At 33.7% G+C, this 18,712-nt stretch carries 13 protein-coding genes; 9 read left to right on the plus strand and 4 right to left on the minus strand.

What is annotated here, in order from left to right; genetic code table 11:
• Positions 1 to 67 precede the first annotated feature (67 nt).
• Complete coding sequence (locus APR43_RS02310; RefSeq protein WP_053474425.1) at positions 68 to 1,666, minus strand: DUF6377 domain-containing protein; 1,599 nt, start codon at positions 1,664 to 1,666, stop codon at positions 68 to 70.
• Positions 1,667 to 2,140: 474 nt separating this feature from the next.
• Here APR43_RS02310 and APR43_RS02315 point away from each other — a divergent pair, with 474 nt between their 5' ends.
• The 6 genes from APR43_RS02315 (at position 2,141) to APR43_RS02340 (ending at position 11,996) form a co-directional block, all read left to right on the plus strand.
• Positions 2,141 to 2,662 carry a DUF5004 domain-containing protein gene (locus APR43_RS02315; RefSeq protein WP_053474426.1) on the plus strand — a complete coding sequence of 174 codons (522 nt, stop codon included), beginning with the start codon at positions 2,141 to 2,143 and terminating at the stop codon, positions 2,660 to 2,662.
• Positions 2,663 to 2,669: 7 nt separating this feature from the next.
• A complete protein-coding gene (locus APR43_RS02320; protein ID WP_053474443.1) occupies positions 2,670 to 3,752 on the plus strand; it encodes a hypothetical protein in 1,083 nt (360 codons plus the stop codon).
• 120 nt (positions 3,753 to 3,872) lie between these two features.
• On the plus strand, positions 3,873 to 6,872 hold the full coding sequence (locus APR43_RS02325; protein WP_082356494.1) for a SusC/RagA family TonB-linked outer membrane protein: 3,000 nt from the start codon (positions 3,873 to 3,875) through the stop codon (positions 6,870 to 6,872).
• Between the two features lie 24 nt (positions 6,873 to 6,896).
• A complete protein-coding gene (locus tag APR43_RS02330) occupies positions 6,897 to 8,411 on the plus strand; it encodes a RagB/SusD family nutrient uptake outer membrane protein (RefSeq protein WP_053474428.1) in 1,515 nt (504 codons plus the stop codon).
• Between the two features lie 290 nt (positions 8,412 to 8,701).
• Positions 8,702 to 9,946, plus strand: coding sequence for a glycoside hydrolase family 71/99-like protein (locus APR43_RS02335; RefSeq protein ID WP_053474429.1), 1,245 nt, complete (start codon positions 8,702 to 8,704; stop codon positions 9,944 to 9,946).
• A 25-nt stretch (positions 9,947 to 9,971) separates the two neighbouring features.
• The gene (locus APR43_RS02340; protein WP_053474430.1) at positions 9,972 to 11,996 is read left to right on the plus strand and encodes a glycoside hydrolase family 97 protein; all 2,025 of its coding nucleotides are present in this window, start codon (positions 9,972 to 9,974) and stop codon (positions 11,994 to 11,996) included.
• 349 nt (positions 11,997 to 12,345) lie between these two features.
• Here APR43_RS02340 and APR43_RS02345 read toward each other — a convergent pair whose 3' ends face one another.
• Positions 12,346 to 13,260: a hypothetical protein gene (locus APR43_RS02345; RefSeq protein ID WP_053474431.1), complete on the minus strand. Its 915-nt coding sequence runs from the start codon at positions 13,258 to 13,260 to the stop codon at positions 12,346 to 12,348.
• Positions 13,261 to 13,495: 235 nt separating this feature from the next.
• Between APR43_RS02345 and APR43_RS02350 the strand changes: the two genes are divergently transcribed.
• Positions 13,496 to 14,671: a hypothetical protein gene (locus APR43_RS02350; RefSeq protein WP_053474432.1), complete on the plus strand. Its 1,176-nt coding sequence runs from the start codon at positions 13,496 to 13,498 to the stop codon at positions 14,669 to 14,671.
• 176 nt (positions 14,672 to 14,847) lie between these two features.
• On the opposite strand, the gene APR43_RS02355 is transcribed toward APR43_RS02350, so the two are convergent.
• Together APR43_RS02355 and APR43_RS02360 are read right to left on the minus strand one after the other, a co-directional pair.
• A complete protein-coding gene (locus APR43_RS02355; RefSeq protein ID WP_053474433.1) occupies positions 14,848 to 15,282 on the minus strand; it encodes a DUF6526 family protein in 435 nt (144 codons plus the stop codon).
• A gap of 280 nt (positions 15,283 to 15,562) precedes the next feature.
• The gene (locus tag APR43_RS02360) at positions 15,563 to 16,048 is read right to left on the minus strand and encodes a DNA-deoxyinosine glycosylase (protein ID WP_053474434.1); all 486 of its coding nucleotides are present in this window, start codon (positions 16,046 to 16,048) and stop codon (positions 15,563 to 15,565) included.
• A gap of 182 nt (positions 16,049 to 16,230) precedes the next feature.
• On the opposite strand from APR43_RS02360, the gene APR43_RS02365 reads away from it, so the two are divergent.
• Both APR43_RS02365 and APR43_RS02370 read left to right on the plus strand, forming a co-directional pair.
• Entirely contained in the window at positions 16,231 to 17,247 is a 1,017-nt protein-coding gene (locus APR43_RS02365) for a helix-turn-helix domain-containing protein (protein WP_053474435.1), read from the plus strand.
• A 448-nt stretch (positions 17,248 to 17,695) separates the two neighbouring features.
• On the plus strand, positions 17,696 to 18,646 hold the full coding sequence (locus tag APR43_RS02370) for a bifunctional helix-turn-helix transcriptional regulator/GNAT family N-acetyltransferase (protein WP_053474436.1): 951 nt from the start codon (positions 17,696 to 17,698) through the stop codon (positions 18,644 to 18,646).
• The last annotated feature ends 66 nt before the right edge of the window (positions 18,647 to 18,712 follow it).

Below are 18,712 nucleotides of genomic sequence, written 5' to 3' on the forward strand. Positions count from 1 at the left end.
TTTTTAGTAAGTACACTCTACATAAAAAAATCTTTTTAATCCTTTTAATCTGTGGCTAAACCTTTTTTTATATCGTTTTTATCGCCATAATTTTCTCTTCAAAAGTATCCTTAAAGTCTGATTTACTTTTAATTCTGGTTTTGTATGTATAAATGGTAGCTACAGAAAGTTCCAGAAATTCAGCCATTTGACTACTGTCCTGAATCCCTAATCTATACAAAGCAAAAATGCGGAGTTCTGTATTTAAGAGTTCACCTTTCTTTACAATACATTTATGATCATTCGGAAATAAATGATTAAAATCAGTCACGAAAGTTGGGAATAATTTCAGGAAAATTTCATCAAATTGATGGAACAAATTTTCTCTTTCTTCCTTTACATTGTAACGTTTTAAGCTAGCAATAACTTCATCTGTTTTCTTGGTGATGATTTTATGAAGCGTACTTTTCTGAATATGATCAATCTTATTAATGAAAGCCGAAGTTGCCTTGATAAAATACGTAATATATTCCTCCTTAATCGCATTTGCTTCACTCAGACTTATATTCATTTCCTGAAGTTGCGCGTATGATGAAGCCATTATTTTTCTCGCTTTATTTTTCTCTTTTAATTGCTTGAAAATAATAATCGAAAACAAAATGATAATTAACGTCAGGATCGTTAAAAGAATAATGATTTTTTCGAGTTTATCATTTTTATCTTTTACGTTATTTAACTGCGCTTTTTCGATAATAGGTAATATGGAGGAGATTTCAATTTTGCGATGTCTGGCGTTGTAAAAAGTAGCGTCATCCATGGCAATATTAATATACTCGTTTGCTTTATCCAGATAACCCATTTTAAAGAGTTCATTCGCAAGATTTCTGAGCGCGACAGTTTCTTTCGTCGCATTTTTAACATCGGCAATAGCGGCGAGTGCGAGATAATAAATCGCTTTTTTAGTATAACCTCGTTCCGAATAAATATAACCGAGACTCGAAGTGGCGATTCCGTAATAATCCGGTGGTAAATCGTAATTATTAATCCAGTAACTAAAAGCAAATTCGGCGCCGCGCCAGTCTTGCTGTTTTAAACGCTTTAAACTTTCGGCCGCCCAATATTCATTTGAATTGGTTCCGATTAATTCTAAGGCCTTTTTAAGAAAATGATTTCCCTGCTGTACATAATGAATATTAAAACGCTGATCGCGGTTATAATCGGCTAAATCATAATACGCGCGTGCTTTGATATTATAATATTCAAATTTGTTTTTCTGATCCAGTTTTTGATCGTCAATAACATTCAGCGTATCAATAGCTTCTTTAAATAATCCAGAAGAAAGAAGTACAAAACCTTCCTTAATTCGGCTTTTAGCTAAATATTTAGGATCTTTTAAAACGATGGCTTTGATTTTAGCTTCTTCTAAATAATAATAAGCCGAGTCATATTTGAATGATTTGTATTCTTCAAACAATGACATATAGGTATGATACAATTGCTCGTTATTTTGGCTGACAGTAAATTTTGAAACATTCTTTTTTAAAGTTTCAATTTTGCGATATTTCTGTTTTAAGTAAACTTCTTTTTTTAGCAGTACATTGTCTAATTCTTCAAGAATTGGATTTGTCTCTTTCGCAGTTAGAGAAAAACCCGCAATGAAAAAATACAGTACAAATATTTTTTGCATGGTTTGGTTGTGGTTTTAAGGTAAGGTAATTTATGGTTGAGTTAATTCGTTTAAAAGCAAAATTAATTAAAAACTGATGATTAACAGTTTTAGAAATAGGAGAGTACTGATTTAAGATTTTTTTTCGAAATGCCTTAGTGTGAGTGTCTAAAAGGCTTTAAAATGTTAAAAGTACTCTAATAATTTGCAATTATACAATAAAAAGCGGTTATATATATGTATAGTGAAAAAATATTCACATAAAATTTCCATATTGTCATATTTACCATTATTCTACAGGTACTTTGCATCTATACAAGACCTTGATTTTTATGTTTTTAGTAAAATTTTAAAACGCTGTAAATCAATTAATTAATTACGAAAACGTTTGAATTATATCTTGATTTTTTACAGATATTTTTTTTTAGATTTATTTAACATCTAGTTTCGTACTGTCCTTTTTAAGGGATGAAAAACTAACAAAAACCAAAATTTATGAGAAGTAAAAGTTATTACTGGTTAGCTCTGTTTATTTGTTTTTTCGTGATTAGCTGCGACAATACAGAAGACGGAAGCTACGTTGATCCAATTACGATTTATGAAAAAGTAAACGGAAATTGGGGATTAACAAATCTAAAAATGGTTGACGAATTTGCAAAGGCAAATAAGATCGAACCAAGCGAGGAAAACTTGAGTACTTTTTTTAACTACGAAGATTTTAAAATCAATTTTAGCGTAGACGAAAAAAACAAACCTACAAGTTATGAAGTGACGGGCAATGTTCCTCCTTTATTTGCTCCAAAAGGCTATTGGGAATTAAGCTCAGATTTTCAACAGACCAATGCAAGCGCAGTAAGAATCTACTTGTACAGCGACGCCGCAAAAACTCAAAAAACAGACGAACTTAGAGTAACATCTGTTCCTGGAAACAATGACGAAATGGAATTTCAGTTAGTGCATTCTTCAGGAGGAACTCCGTTTGTGACTTATGTATTTAAATTAAATGCTATTAATTAAAAGTAATATGAAAAAATTTCTATATACAATTTTACTTGCCCTTTTGATGGCTCCAACATTTACAAAGGCACAAGAAAACGCGGGAGCTGTTGGACCGATGTCATCATTTCCGGTTGTTTACAAATATGATGAGCAAGTTACCTGGTACTTTGATCTTTCTGGAACTACGTTTGCAGAAAATCAGGATTTATACATCTGGATTTGGTCACCATCTGAACCAGATGCGGGAAATTGGGAGAATTCTTCTGATTTCGCAAAACTGCACTATGAAGGAAATAAAGTGTGGAGTTTTACTTTAACTCCAACAGTTTATTTTTCTAAAACACCAGCTGAAATTGCAGCAAGTGCAGGATTCTGGTTTCGTTTAAAAGATAAAACAGGATCTAAACAAAGCGACGTGGCAAATATGCCATATACTGATTTCTCTTCTTTTTATACTTCGAATGAGCTAATTAGAGCTTATCCAACAAAACCAACAATTGATAAAGGAGTAAGTATTTTATTTAATGCCAATTTAGCTCCTGGATTTGCGGGAGCAACAAGCGTTCATATTCACAGCGGATTGAACAACTGGGATATTAAACAAGAATACCAATCATGGTTACCGGACATTGTTGAAAAAACCAAACTAAAAGATTTAGGAAACGGATTCTACAAAATGGATCTTGTTCCAAAAACATACTACAATGCACCAGACGGTTACGTGATGGAAAATTTAGTTTTCCTTATGGTAAAAGACGACTGGGCAGGAACAATTCCGGATCAGGTTTTATATGCAGGAGCTTATGAGCCGCCGCCGGCACCAATATTTGGATTTTTTCCTTTACAAATCAGCCAGAAAGATTTCTTAGGAATTTACAGAAAAAACAACGAGCCGGGAGTGAACAAATTGCTTTACACGATTACGGCTGGTGCAAAAACAATTTCTGGTGAGTTTAGCGGTGGAACTGCAGAGATAAAAGGATTTGTCAATTTGGTTTCAGAGCTTAAGGATTCTCCTGTTTTAAGTGAAATTCATGTTTTAGTTAAAGACAACAAAGACAAAACAATTTCAGATACGACGATTCCGCTTAAAACCTTAGACAAATAATTCACTATCAAATTAAAACATCATTCTAATGAAATGAGCATAATCCTAAAATTAGTCATTGAACAAATAATGGATATGCGAATTACATATGACTGATAGAAAAACAATAAATAACTACATATGAATAGTAAAAATAAAAGAATAGTCCTGCATCAAATGTGGACTACTAAATCGCTGGTATTCATGATTTTCATGCTTTTTCTTTCGGCAGGAATGTTTGCTCAGGGAAAAAAGCTGGTAACGGGTACCGTTTATGACAATACAGGCACTGTGTTGCCGGGAGCTTCGATTATCGAAACCGGAACAAGAAATGCAACAACAACAGATTTTGACGGAAAATTTAGCTTAGAGGTAGCCGTAGGAGGCTCAATCGAAGTTTCATTCATCGGTTCAACCACTCAAAAAGTACAGATAACGGCTGCTTCTTCAAAATTAGAAGTTCGTTTACAAAACGACGGTTATCAATTAGCAGAAGTTCAGGTTGTTTCTGTTGGATACGGAACACAAAAGAAATCTGATTTAACCGGAGCTATTTCAACTGTTACGGCAGATAATTTAGTAAAAGGAACAATTTCTTCTACAGAGCAGGTTTTGCAGGGAAAAGTTGCCGGATTAAATATCATTCGTCCTTCGGGAGATCCTGCTGCAGGTGCAACGCTTCGTTTACGTGGAGGAACTTCATTAACAGCAAGCAACAGTCCGCTTATTGTAGTTGACGGAATTGCTGGTGTTGATATCAATGTGGTTCAGCCGGCAGATATTAAATCGATTGACGTTCTTAAAGATGCTTCGGCGACAGCCATTTATGGTTCAAGAGGAGCAAACGGAGTTATCATTATTACAACAAAATCCGGAACAAAAGGAGTTTCTGTAGTATACAGCGGTTTATCAAGCGTAGGTTATGTTGCTGATAATTTAGACCTTTTATCTGCAAACCAATGGAGAGGTTATGTTCGTCAAACCGGAAACATGGATGCTGTTGATTACGGTGGAAATACAAACTGGCAAAAAGCAATCGAGCAGACAGCTATTTCACAATCTCATACTTTAAGTATTAATTCTGGAAAAGTTGACAGTGGTTTTAGAGCTTCAATCGCTTACTTAAACAACGAAGGTGTTATTAAAAAATCTGGTTTAGAAAGAATCAGCGGAAACGTTAGTGCTTACCAATATCTTGGAGACAATAAAGATGTAAAATTTGATATGGGTTTATTTGCTAATATTGACAAATGGCATCCAATTGATTACAGAATTTTTGAGCGCGCTTACAACTTAAACCCAACAATTCCGGTTTATGATGCTAACGGAAACTTTACATCTGTAGGAGGAAATATCTACGAAAACCCGGTTGAGATTTTAACTAACAGAACGGTTGATAACGAAAGACACAGACTTTTAGGATATTTTAAAACAGAAGTTAAATTCTTAAATGATTTTCAGGCAGTTGCTAATATTTCGTTAGAGCATAATGCAGTAGCGGGTGGAACTTACAAACCAACTTACGCTATTATGGAAGGAAGAACTGAAGCTGGTTACGCGCAAAGAACTTACGCAGAATATAGAAATGCACAAGGCGAACTTTATGTAAATTATTCTAAAGTATTTGGAAAACACAGCGTTAGTGCATTGGCAGGTTATTCTTATTTAGAAAATATTTACCAAGGTTTTGGAGCACAAAGAAGCGGTTTCGTGAGTGATGCTTTTGGCTACAATAACTTAGGAGCAGGTTACAACTATCGTTTAGGAGATGTTTATTCTTATAAAGGAAAATCAAATTTAGTTTCTTTCTACGCTCGTGCAAACTACAATTACGACGGAAAATATTTGCTTACTGCAACAGTAAGACGTGATGGTTCAAGCCGTTTTGGAGAAAACAATAAATGGGGAACTTTCCCATCTGCATCTGCAGCATGGAAAATTTCTAACGAAGATTTTATGAGCGGTACAAAAGACTGGTTAGGATCTTTAAAATTAAGAGTTGGTTATGGAGTTACAGGTAATCAGGACGGAATTGGTGAGTACAAATCACTTTCTATTTTAGGAGTTGGAAACGACAGTTACTACGATCCGGTTACAGGAACCTGGAGTTTAGCTTATTCTCCAAAACAAAACCCAAATCCTGATTTGAAATGGGAATCAACAAGACAAATCAACGTAGGTATTGATTTTGGTCTTTTTGACAGAATTACAGGTTCATTTGAATGGTACCAAAAAAATACAGACGATTTATTGTATACTTATGAAGTTCCTCAGCCTCCATATTTAGTAGGAACAATGTTAGCAAACGTAGGTGAAATGTCTAACAAAGGAGTTGAACTTACTTTGAATGCTGATATCGTAAGAGGAGATAAATTCACTTGGAATGCTAATTTAACACTTGGACACAACATCCAAAAAATCGAAAAATTATCAAACCCAACGTATAAAACTGATGTTATTTACAGCGGTTCATTACACGGTTTAGCAGGTATGTCTGGTCAATATTCTCAAGTTATTGCAGAAGGATATCCGGTTGGAACTTTCTGGGGATTCAGAAATGCTGGTCTTGATGAAAACGGAAAAATTCAGTACTACAATGCAGCAGGAAATGTTGTGGCAGAAAGTGCTTTAGTTGATGCTGATAAAACAGATTTAGGAAATATTCAGCCAGATTTGACTATGGGTATCGGAATGAATTTTACTTACGGAAATTTTGATCTTGGTATTACAGGTTACGGAATGTTTGGACAAAAAGCGTTGAATGCTACAAACATGATGTTGAACGATCCAACAAGATTACCATCTTACAATGTACCGGATGATTTCTTAGGAAGCGGAATCACTTCTTCTCCTAAATATTCAGATTACTGGATCGAAGATGCGTCTTTCTTTAGATTACAAACACTTTCTGTTGGATACACAATGCCATTAGGCTTCAAAAATTCAAAATTGAGAATGTACATCATGGGAGAAAACCTTGCTGTATTTACAAAATACAAAGGAGTAGATCCGGAGATTGGTTTAAATGCACAGGATGGTGTTGACCAAACAGGATTAGCAGCGCCTGGTATCGATAAATACAACAATTATCCAAGACCGACTACAATTTCTGTAGGATTAAATTTCACGCTGAATAACTAAGCGATTAACTCAAAAATATAAAAAATGAAAATCAAAATAACAGCAGCAATATTAGTAAGCATGCTTTTTACGATATCATCATGTACCGATCTGGATGAACAATTATATGATAGAGTAGAAGATGGAAATTTTGGAAATACTCCAAAAGAAATTGATGCATTAGTGGGCGGGGCGTATTCTTCGTTAAGAGGTTTTGCAGATGGAATTTCAAACAATTATCCAACCTGCGAATATGTATTCTTTTTGAACGAAACGGTTTCTGATGAAGCTACAATTCCTACCAGAGGAACAAACTGGTACGATGGCGGACAATATCAGGATGCACAAAGACACACCTGGAAAGCTGACAATCGTATGATTCTTTCGGCTTGGCGTTACAACTATACCGGAATTGCAAAAATCAATTCCATCATTTATCAAATCGATAAATCGTCGTTGACAGCTAATGCAAAAGCTCCAATTTATGCAGAATTAAAAGCGTTGAGAGCGTATTACTATTACAATCTTTTAGACTTATTCGGAAATGTGCCAATCGTTGTAGACTTTGCAGATACAGCACTTCCAACAAATTCTACAAGAAAACAAGTTTACGATTTTGTTGAAAAAGAATTAACAGACGCCATTCCGCATTTAACTGGAAATGTAGTGTATTCAAAAATGACAAAAAATGTGGCTTATGCTCTTTTAGCAAGATTATATTTGAACTCAAAAGCTTTTATAGGAACAGAGCGCTGGCAGGATTGTATCGACATGTGTCAAAAAATTTCAGGTTACACATTAGCTCCTGATTTCTTTGCCAATTTTGCAACTCAAAATGAGAAATCTCCTGAAATTATTTTCGCAATTCCTTACGATTCAAAAGCAGGAACAGTTGGAAATTACATGAGTTCAATGTCTTGTCATTACCTTCATAAATTGACAATTTCTCCAGTAGGGGATTATCCTTGGAGTGCAAACGGAATGTGCGCGCAGCCGGGAGTTTATTCTGAATTTGCGGATACAGACAAAAGAAAAAAATGTATGGTTGCCGGAGATCAGATCAATTTAGCAACTGGAACTGTAATTACAATGGATAATGGAGAACCATTAACCTATACAGAAACAGTTACAAGTGTTGCCGATGCTAAAGAAAATGAAGGAGTTCGTTTAGGAAAATACGAAATGAAAGCCGGAGAAACTTGGGAACGTGATCATGATTTAGTAGTAATTCGTTATGCCGAAATTTTAATGATGCAGGCAGAATGTTACGTTCGTTTAGGATCTGCAGATTTAGCAAAACCATTTGTACAACAAGTTACAGCACGTGCAGGAGAAGAAATGCCAGCAACAATCGATCTTAATTTTATAGATAAAGAATTGCTTAAGGAATTTACTTTTGAAGGAAGAAGAAGAACAGACAACATCCGTTTTGGAACTTTCTTCCTGCCATGGTGGGAAAAAGGAACAACAGAAGCTTACAAAGCAATTTTCCCTATTCCAAGTACTGTTTTAACAACAAATAAAAACCTGAAACAAAATCCTGGGTATCCTTTGAATTAGGTTCTAAAATGTCAGTCTTCCATGTTGGTTAGTCGTGGAAGGCTGACATGTTTATAAGAATAATTTTTGCCACAGATTAAAAGGATTAAAAAGATTTAAAAAAAAATGTTTCACGCAGATTATGCAGATTAAAGCAGATCTGATTTTAATGTATAATAAATCTGCACAATCTGCTTAAATCTATTTAAATCTGCGTGAAATAATTTAATCACAGATAGTGAGCAAATAAAATGCAAAAAAAATCATTTTAATCCTTTTAATCTGTGGCAAAAAATAAAAATTAAATCAATATGAAAAGATATATCACATTATTGTTTTTTGGGATACTGAACATTGTAATCGTTTCCGGATGCAGCAGCGATGACAAAAGTCCCGAAGAACCAGTAAAACCAGAAGTACTTAAACCCGTTGCAGTTGAAAAAACAAACAGCACCAAAATTTATGTGCACTATATGCCCTGGTTTGAAACCAATGAAAGCAGTGCCGATAAAAAATGGGGATACCACTGGACAATGGCAAACAAAAATCCGAATACTATAGGCGCAAACAACCGCAGGGAAATTGCTTCTTATTATTATCCTCTAATTGGTCCATATCATTCGGGAGATAAAAATGTGATTGAAAATCATTTATTATTGATGAAATATTCAGGAATTGATGGTGTTTTGATCGACTGGTACGGAACTTACGATGTCAACGATTACAGAATGGTAAAAGAAAACACAGAACAGCTTATTGCCATGCTGGATAAAGTGGGCTTGGAATATGCTATAGTTTATGAAGACAGAGTTACAACAAACGTTGTCAATGCCGGAAAAGCAATTTCTGTAACCAGTGCAGCAAAAACAGATTTAGCTTATATGGAGAAAAATTATTTTGATGATGCAAATTATATCAAAGTAAACGGAAAACCATTGTTATTAAATTTTGGGCCAATTGTATTGCAAACGCCTGCCGAATGGACAAACGTTTTCAATAGCATTACGACAAAACCAACTTTTTTAACCCTTTGGGACCAATCTGTAGAAGCCGGAGCAAATGCATCTGGAGAATATGCGTGGGTTTATAAAAACAGTACATATCTAACAAATTTTTATACCAATACAAAACCAAAACTTTCTGTAGCAATTGGAAGTGCTTACCCAGGTTTTAAAGATTTTTATGCCGAAGGCGGAGGCGGAGATGCAATTGGATGGACAATTGAACATAACAATGGCGCAACGCTTGACGAAACACTTTCTATGGCTAAAAATGCCAATTTAAATTACCTGCAGTTAATTACCTGGAACGACTTTGGAGAAGGAACCATGTTTGAACCAACTGTTGAATTTGGTTACACGTACATCGAAAAAGTAAAAGCATTTGCCGGAGTTAAAAATACCGAATCTGTATTTCCGGATATAAGTAAAATGTACAACCTGCGAGTAGAAAAGAAAGGCAATGCCGACGCTCAGAATAAACTGGATCAGGCTTTTAATTATTTTGTTTCCATGCAGCCAGCAAAAGCAAAACAGTTAATAAACGAAATAAAATAAGAGTTGTAATTAATACAATTAAATAATGAAAAACATAAGATATAGATACTGTATAATTGCTTTAGCGTCAATATTAATTTACGCCTGCAGTGCTGGTACTAAAAAAACATACAAAATTAATTCGCCGGGAAAAGTAACCGAATTAGTTTTTGAATTAACTGTTTCAGGTCAGCCTCAATACAGTTTTACTTCAAACGGAAAATCGGTTATAGAACCTTCGTTAATGGGATTTGAATTTCAGGGAATTCAAAAAATGACTGAAGGTTTTGAAGTGGTTTCGACTGAAGAAAAATCTGCCGATGCAACTTGGGAACAGCCTTGGGGAGAATTCAAAAAAGTTCGCGACCATCATAACGAATTGATTGTTCACTTAAAAGAATCAAAAGGAGAAGAGCGTTTAGTTGATATTATTTTCAGGGTTTTTGATGATGGTGTAGGATTTAGATATGAATTTCCAAAACAGCCTAATTTAGGAAAAGTGAAAATTTCAAACGAAATCACGCAGTTTACTTTTAAATCAAATAATGATGTTTGGTGGATTCCGGTGCACCGCGAAAACAGTTATTATGAAAGTGAATACCGTAAAACGCCAATCAGCAAAACAGATACAATAAATACTCCGGCAACTTTTGAAACAAAAGAGAATTTATACGTAGCGATTCATGAAGCCAACTTAACTGATTTTGCTTCGATGACACTTTTAAAAACAAGTGATAAACAATACAAAAGTGATTTAGTGCCTTGGGCTGATGGTGTAAAAGTATATGCCGAAACGCCTTTTAAAACGCCTTGGAGAACGGTTGTTGTAGGGAAAACTCCGGGAGAAGTGGCAACTTCAACGATTATGCTGAATTTGAACGAACCTTCAAAAATTGAAGATCTTTCGTGGATTACGCCTTCAAAATACATTGGAATTTGGTGGGGGATGCACTTAGAGAAATTCACTTGGGGACAAGGCCCAAAACACGGTGCTACAACAAAAAATACAAAAGAATATATTGATTTTGCTGCGAAAAACAATTTTGACGGCGTTCTGGTAGAAGGCTGGAACGAGGGCTGGGACGGCGACTGGACTGCCGATGGCAAAGCGTTTAGTTTTGTAAAAGCATATCCAGATTTTAATCTGGAAGAAATTACAAAGTATGCTGCCATAAAAAATGTTCGATTAATAGGTCATCATGAAACAGCTGGTGCTTCTAAACATTATGAAGGCCAGCTTGAAGATGCCTTTAAATTGTATCAAAAAATGGGTGTAAACTCAGTTAAAACGGGTTATGTAAACAAATATTTGGACAAAAAAGAATGGCACGACAGCCAGTATGCGTCTCGCCATTACAGAAAAGTAATCGAAACAGCAGCCAAATATCATATCATGATCGATAATCACGAGCCGATAAAAGGAACAGGGATTCAGCGTACGTATCCAAACTTTATGTCACAAGAGGGCGGAAGGGGTCAGGAATATAATGCGTGGTCTGTAGACGGCGGAAACACGCCTCAGCATTTAACAACTTTACCGTTTACAAGAATGCTTTCAGGTCCGTTTGATTACACACCAGGGAATTTCAATTTTGATTATAAAACACCTTCTGGTGCAAGAGTACAAACCACTTTGGCAAATCAGCTGGCATTGTATGTGATTATTTTCAGTCCGTTGCAAATGGCTTCAGATTTACCGGAGAATTATGTTGATAAACCAGAATTTCAGTTTATAAAAGATGTTCCGTGTACGTGGTCAGATACTAAAGTTCTGGATTCTAAAATTGGAGAATATACCACAATCGTTCGTAAAGACTGGGACGAGAAAAACTGGTATTTAGGTTCAATTACAAACAAAGACGCCAGAGATCTTAAAGTAACATTATCTTTCTTAGACAAAGGAAAAGAATACGAAGCCGAAATTTATGCCGATGGAGCAGGAGCAAATTATAAAACAAATCCTTATCCGGTTACAATTTCAAAACAAAAGGTAAATAACCAAACTGTTTTAAATATCAAATTGGCAGCTGGCGGAGGAACAGCTATAAAATTCACTCCAATCGAGAAATAAGAAGTTTAGATTATTTTGAGTTAAGTTAAGTTTGAGTGGATGAACCCGATATCTTGAAAAAGGTGTCGGGTTTGTTTTTTTAAACCATATAAGTTATATAAGTTCATTTAAATGTATTGCGGTTTTTTTTAATGCATAATTTTTTTAACGCAAAGAGCGCTAAGTTTTTTTGATATATATTGCGTTTAGAATGCCCAAAGTTCGCAAAGCTATATCAACACAAGGCTTTGCGAACTTTGGTTTTATAAAAACCTACCTTATTAAAAAAACTTAGCGCTCTTTGCGTAAAAATCTTTGCGTTCTTTGCGTTAAAAAATTACCCGCATAGATCAAAACCTGAAACAAAAACTCAATGTTTATAAAACTTTACATGATTTCCAAAACTATACGTTGCAGCCAAAGTTGGCCCATTATAACCCCATTTAAAGAAACCATCAATTCTTGGTTTAGTTACATCGAGCCTGAAATTTAAACCCGTATAACCTGCCGTAAGACTGAAATTTTTATAAACGTTATATAAAACCGATAAATTATAACTGATAATTCGGCCGTCGATATCATTTATTTTAAGAGCAAAATAATTTATATTCGCATATAAACCCACTTTTTTTCCAAGTACAAATTCACCCCAGATTCCAACATCAGGTAAAGGAGCGGTGAAATCAACATTATCTCTGTATGATGCCTCTATCGTATTTCCTACAAGTCCTATTCCAACATCAGCTAGCATTACGTGCGCACCAATCAATAAACCAAGTTCGTATTTTGGTTTAGATATTATGGCATATCCATAAGCAAATCGAATCATTTGATTGTCTAAAAAAGCAGAAACTCTTGCGTCAACCGGATAAGTATGGTCCTGAAATTCAATTTCTTTTTGAAGTGTTTTTTCCGAATTTCTTTTTAAATAAAAATACTCCAGATTAAAACGGGATCTTCGTGAGGCACGCCATTCAAAAGCACCAAAGAAGGAAACCGTATTTGTTTCAAAACCTAAATCTTTTTCAAAATCAATATCAGTTCCAATTCTGCCACCCGTTCCGTTAACTTCGACTTCGGTATTGTTTACGGGAAAAAACACACCAGCGGTTGCTTTAAATCGCCTTCCATGCCACGGAAGATCATCTGCAGCATAATTCTGGAATTCATCTGAACTATTTTTTACAGTAGTTAAAGTATTTTCGTCTGTTATTTCGGCGGTCGTTTGTGCATTTGTCGAAAAAAAGGAAAGAGGAATTATCAAAAAATAAACTAATTTTTTCATGGTATTGAGGTTTTAGGTTTATTAATGAGATTACAATCATTAAAGTTAACAAAAAAAATCATGCAAATTATTTTTATTGAATTTTATTGTTTTGATTTTCAGGTGTATATAAAAACAGTTATCAGATAATACTTATTTATAAAGGAGATTTAAACACCTTGTACAGATCAAAAATTAAGATTGAGTCTTGTCATTGCCATTGCGATTGCTTATATTTGAGTATAACCTTTAAGATATGAACAAAGCTTTAAAGCAATACCTCGTTAAGTCTTTTATCATTTTAGCAGTAATTCATTTAGCCTATTTTTTATATGGCTATTTTACTTTTGAAGGAATTAAGAAAATTGATATTTATTCAGAGTTTTACCGATTTAAGTTTTATGATGATGTATCGATTTCCCACTTTTTTATAAGCGGTTTATTTTTGCTTTTTTTTCTTATTTTTTTATTGAAGAATCATGCAAGACAACATTATTCTTTTGGAAAAATCCTGAAGATTGGTTTTTTCTTATTACTGATTTCGTTTGTGAGTTTAACCTTTTTTATCAGTTTTAGCTTTGGGCAAAATGTAAAGCTGAAAGGAGAATTATCAGAGAAAAGCTATAACAAAGACAAAGAATTACTGAATGTTTTGAATCCGTTTTTATATAATTCAAGCTCCTATTATTCAGAGAAACTATTTAATTACGAGAATATCTTATATCCAAAACCTTATCCCGTAATTAAAGAAGAAAGACAAGAGCTGATTTATCATGATCAATTTGGTACAGTAACGACTTATTACAGTATTGATACGCTAAAAGTCTTAACCGAAACTTATAATAAAGTTTCTAAAAAGGCAGATTCAATTTTCGATTTTGTCGGATTGGATGTAAATATTGTAAAAGACAGGATAATCAAACAAACAGTTATTGGAGACAGCACACAAATCGTATTTAAAGGAACCGAAGTCAGTCCTGAATATGATAAAGATATTTGTATTTTCATTGAAAACAAATCGCTTTATAAGCCTGTTAACGGTGAACCAATTGATAAGCAGCAATATGAAGCTGCTGTAAAACGATATAAATTGTTGTATAAATTCAAGCAAGATTCGTTGACAAAACAGTTTCAAAAACTCGATACTTTATTTAAAAAATATAATATCGAGACACATATTGTCCCTAAAAAATTAACGTCTCAAGTTTTTTATTACACCAAAAATCAGGAAAGACGTTTAGAAGGAATAGAAAATTACTTCGACAGAAAAGCCCTGAATGAAAAATTCCAGACTTTAGAACGTTATTTCTACCAGCCAAATTATTTGCACCCAAATATTTTGCCTATATTTTTTATTGTAGTTGCGATAGTTTGGTTAGGCCTGTTTTTGTTTTATATTCCTTTTAATTATATGAAAGGTAAGAAGTTATGAGTTATAAGTTATAAGGCTTTTAAAATAATTTAATTCATTGACGTTCCTGCAAGGTTTTCAAAACCTTGTAGGTATAAATGTTCCAAGTAAATTGACATGATATAGAAACCTACAAGGTTTTGAAAACCTTGCAGGAAACGAAAAATCGTTTAATCGAGAGAATCTAAAATCCCTTCCTAAACTCTATTATAATCTGCGCGCCAGTGCACGATAGCTTTTTTTATGGCGTCACCTGTCAGGTTATTTTTTAATGCATCCTCAAGTAACGGAAGAAATTCGTCATCTGGAGCAAATCGTAACGCAAATATTTGATCATCCGTTAATTTATGTTCAAATTCTTCCAGTCTTTTACCCGTTAATGTAAAGTAGCGATAACGAAGTTCTAAGCGTACAATTCGGTTTTGTAAAATAAGCGCATAATGCTGGCGAAGCATATAAGCAAGGAAAAATAAAAACACAAAAACAACGCTTATAAAAGACCAAATAAGAGTATCATTTGTAGTAGAAGCAAAGTAAATACTAAATACAAGAAATACCGTTAAAACAGGATAATACACAAAATGGTGCGGAGTGTAAAACCGAATATGATTGTAGTAAGTTTGAATTTTCATAATTGGAATTTTATGTTAAATGTAAAAAAAAAGAAAGCTACCCTAATAATTTAGAATAGCTTTTTTCTCAAAAATAAACTAACATAACCAATGTTCTCTTTATAATCTAAACTTGTAAAAAGTTTGTCTTAATAATATCTATAATTTTAAAAAGCCTCTTCTTCATCAATCCTTCTAAACCGGGGCTTTGATTTCTTAATTGTAAAATTATAGCACGTTGAGAAATTTCGTGTTATATTTTAAAGTTCAAAAGTTATATTATTCCAATATTTAATGTTTTTTAAATAATTTCTTCAATAACTTTCCATTCCTCTAATTTTGATTGAAATGATTTGCCGGCGTTTGCCGGACTTGTGGACGGAAGTGTAATTAAGATATATTCTTTTTTTAGGTGTACATATTTTTTAAAGAACGCTGCTGCTTTTTGTCCGTTAAATAATATCGTATTTATTTTGGGATGTTGTTTCAGGAATGTCTCAAAATCATTGGCAATTTCATTTTTTATAGCACTGTCTAAACTTCCTACGCGGTCGCAATATTGCAAAACATCCCAAAGCGCAATTTTGTTTTTCAGCAAAAGCGCTTTTTTGGTTTCATAATCATTCGAAAAATCCTCATTAAAAATAGAAAACAAAAACTTCCAGAAATTATTCTGATTGTGTCCGTAATATTGATTGAGTTCTAGCGATTTTGTTCCGGGCATTGTACCTAAAATCAGAATTTTAGAATCATTTGAACTTATAGGGGAGAAGGAATAGCTTTTCATTGATTGAATTAAGAAATATTTTATTTGAGTTAAACTTATATAGATAAGTAATTATAAAACAATTGTAGAAAATTATATAACATTTTTGGTTTGTGATTGAGCGAACTTTGAACATCTGCTTTTTTAAACGAATATGTTAGTTTAAGAATCATTTAAAATTACAGAATTTAAATCGAAACAAAATGAAAATAGTTACTATACATACAGAGAAAATTCAAGACATATTTGAAGAGTTGAATAAAAACTTCGGCGGAAAAGTAACTTTTGACGTTGATGAATATACACTTGAAGTAAATAATAATTTTGCAAAAGGCTCTATTAGCGGTGCTTCTTTTAATGACAATATTTCTTATGTTCAGTTTGATATGACTTTTTCAGTTGATTTAAAACTGAATATTAATAACGGAATTTCATCACCATTATATTTTGCCTATTGTTCTAAGGGAAATCTTTCGCATAGTTTTGGGGTTCATGGTGAAGAACATAAACTAAAAACTTTTCAGACTGCGATTGTAACTTCAAAATTAAACCAGGATAATGTTTTGCTTTTTGAAAAAGATAAAAAAACAAAATTCACTTTAATAATTGTGGGAACACAATCAACTCAGGCAAATTCTTTAAACCAAATGGTTAGGGAAACATTTTTTGAAGAAAACCTTAATGGAGAATTCTTTTATGCCGGTTCATACAATTTAAAAATTGGTGAAAAAATCGAACAGTTAAACGCCGTAACACAAACCGGAGTGGTTAGAAATTTATTGAAAGAAGGTATTTTAAGAATCATTCTGGCAATGGAAATCCAACAGCACACAGACGACTTAAATTCATTTTCTAAAGAAGCAAACTGTTTAACTTTAAGAGAAATGGAAGAAATAAAAGAACTTTCAGAAACTATAAAAGCAAATCCTGAAGAACCTTTTACCATTAAATCATTGAGTAAAAAATCAGGTTTATCGCCAAATAAACTTCAGGAAGGTTTTAAAATGATTCACAACAGAACCGTAAACGATTATATCACGCACATGCGAGTTCTAAAAGCCGAAATCCTAATAAGAACATCAGACTTAAATATTTCTGAAATTGTGTACTGCATTGGTTTTACAAGTAGAAGTTATTTCTCTAAAATCTTCAAACAAAAATTTAACTGCAGTCCAAAAGAGTATAAATTTAATTTGAATCCGTTGGCAGTAACAGCCTAATAAAGTTGCTGAGGTTCTAAGATACAAAGCAACAAAGGTTTAAAAATAGTTGCAAAGGTTCAAAGAGGCAGAGGCACAAAGGTTTTAAACTTTTGTTTCTGAATTAAAAATATAGAGTTAAAGGAAAAGTGACAAAGATGTTAAACCTTTGAACCTTTGCAACTCTCTACCTCTGAACCTCTAAAAAAAATTAATGTCGTTAGCTTTAAGCAACATATATACACAAAAAAATGCTAAGATTCTGAGTCGCTGAGGTTTTAAGTTTAACTTAAAGGCTCCAAACTTAGAATCTTAGTTTTTTTATAAAGTTACAAAGGTTCAAAGGAGCAAAGTGACAAAGGTTTAAACTTTGAGCCTCTGCACCTTTGAACCTTTGTCCCTAAATAAATTTTTGCCAAAAAGATTTTTTTTATACATTTGCATAACTGGTTATATAATTAATTATAATATGGAATTTTTCAACAAAGTAGGTAAAGCGGCTTTAGGAAGTCGTTTGCGATTAATGACTGCGGTTATAACAGATGATGCTTCTAAAATTTATGAGTTATACGGTGCAGATTTTGTTCCGAAGTGGTTTCCTGTGTTTTATACGCTGGCAGAAGAAAGAGAATTAACGATTACGGAAATTGCAAATGAAATTGGACATTCGCAGCCTTCCGTAAGCAAGATTATTCAGGAAATGACAGCTGCGGGATTGGTTCAGGAAAGTTTGAAAACAGATGATAAACGAAAAAACAATGTCGTTTTGACTGCTAAAGGACTTTTGCTAGCGAAAAATATCCAGCAGCAATTAAAAGATATTGATGTTGCGATAGACGGTTTAATTGCCGAATCTAAACATAATCTTTGGGCGGCGCTTGAGGAATGGGAATTTCTATTGGAACAAAAATCAATGTTTAAAAGAGTAAGCGATCAGAAAAAAATCCGCGAAAGCAAAAATGTCAAAATCGTAGAATACAAACCGGAATATCAGGAAGCCTTTAGAACCTTAAATGTAGAATGGATTTCAACGTATTTTGAAATGGAAGAAGCCGATTATAAAGCGCTGGATAATCCCGAAGAATATATCTTAAACAAAGGCGGAAAAATTCTTGTGGCTTTGTATGAAAACGAACCCGTAGGAGTCTGCGCTCTTATCAAAATGAATAATCCGGAATACGATTTTGAAATTGCGAAAATGGCCGTTTCACCAAAAGCACAAGGTAAAAATATCGGTTGGCTATTAGGACAGGCAATTGTTGCAAAAGCAAAAGAATTAGGAGCAAAAAAGATTTATCTGGAAAGCAACACGATCTTAAAACCCGCCATAAACTTATATTATAAATTAGGTTTCGAGAAAGTATTTGGACTGGAAACACCTTATAAAAGATGTAATATTCAGATGGAGCTTAAAGTTTAAGAAAGGTGCAAAGGTTCAAAGGCGCAGAGGTACAGAGACAGAAAGTTTAAACCTTTGTCGCTTTGA

The organism is Flavobacterium sp. NLM, from assembly GCF_002210235.1.
Classification (GTDB): domain Bacteria; phylum Bacteroidota; class Bacteroidia; order Flavobacteriales; family Flavobacteriaceae; genus Flavobacterium; species Flavobacterium panici.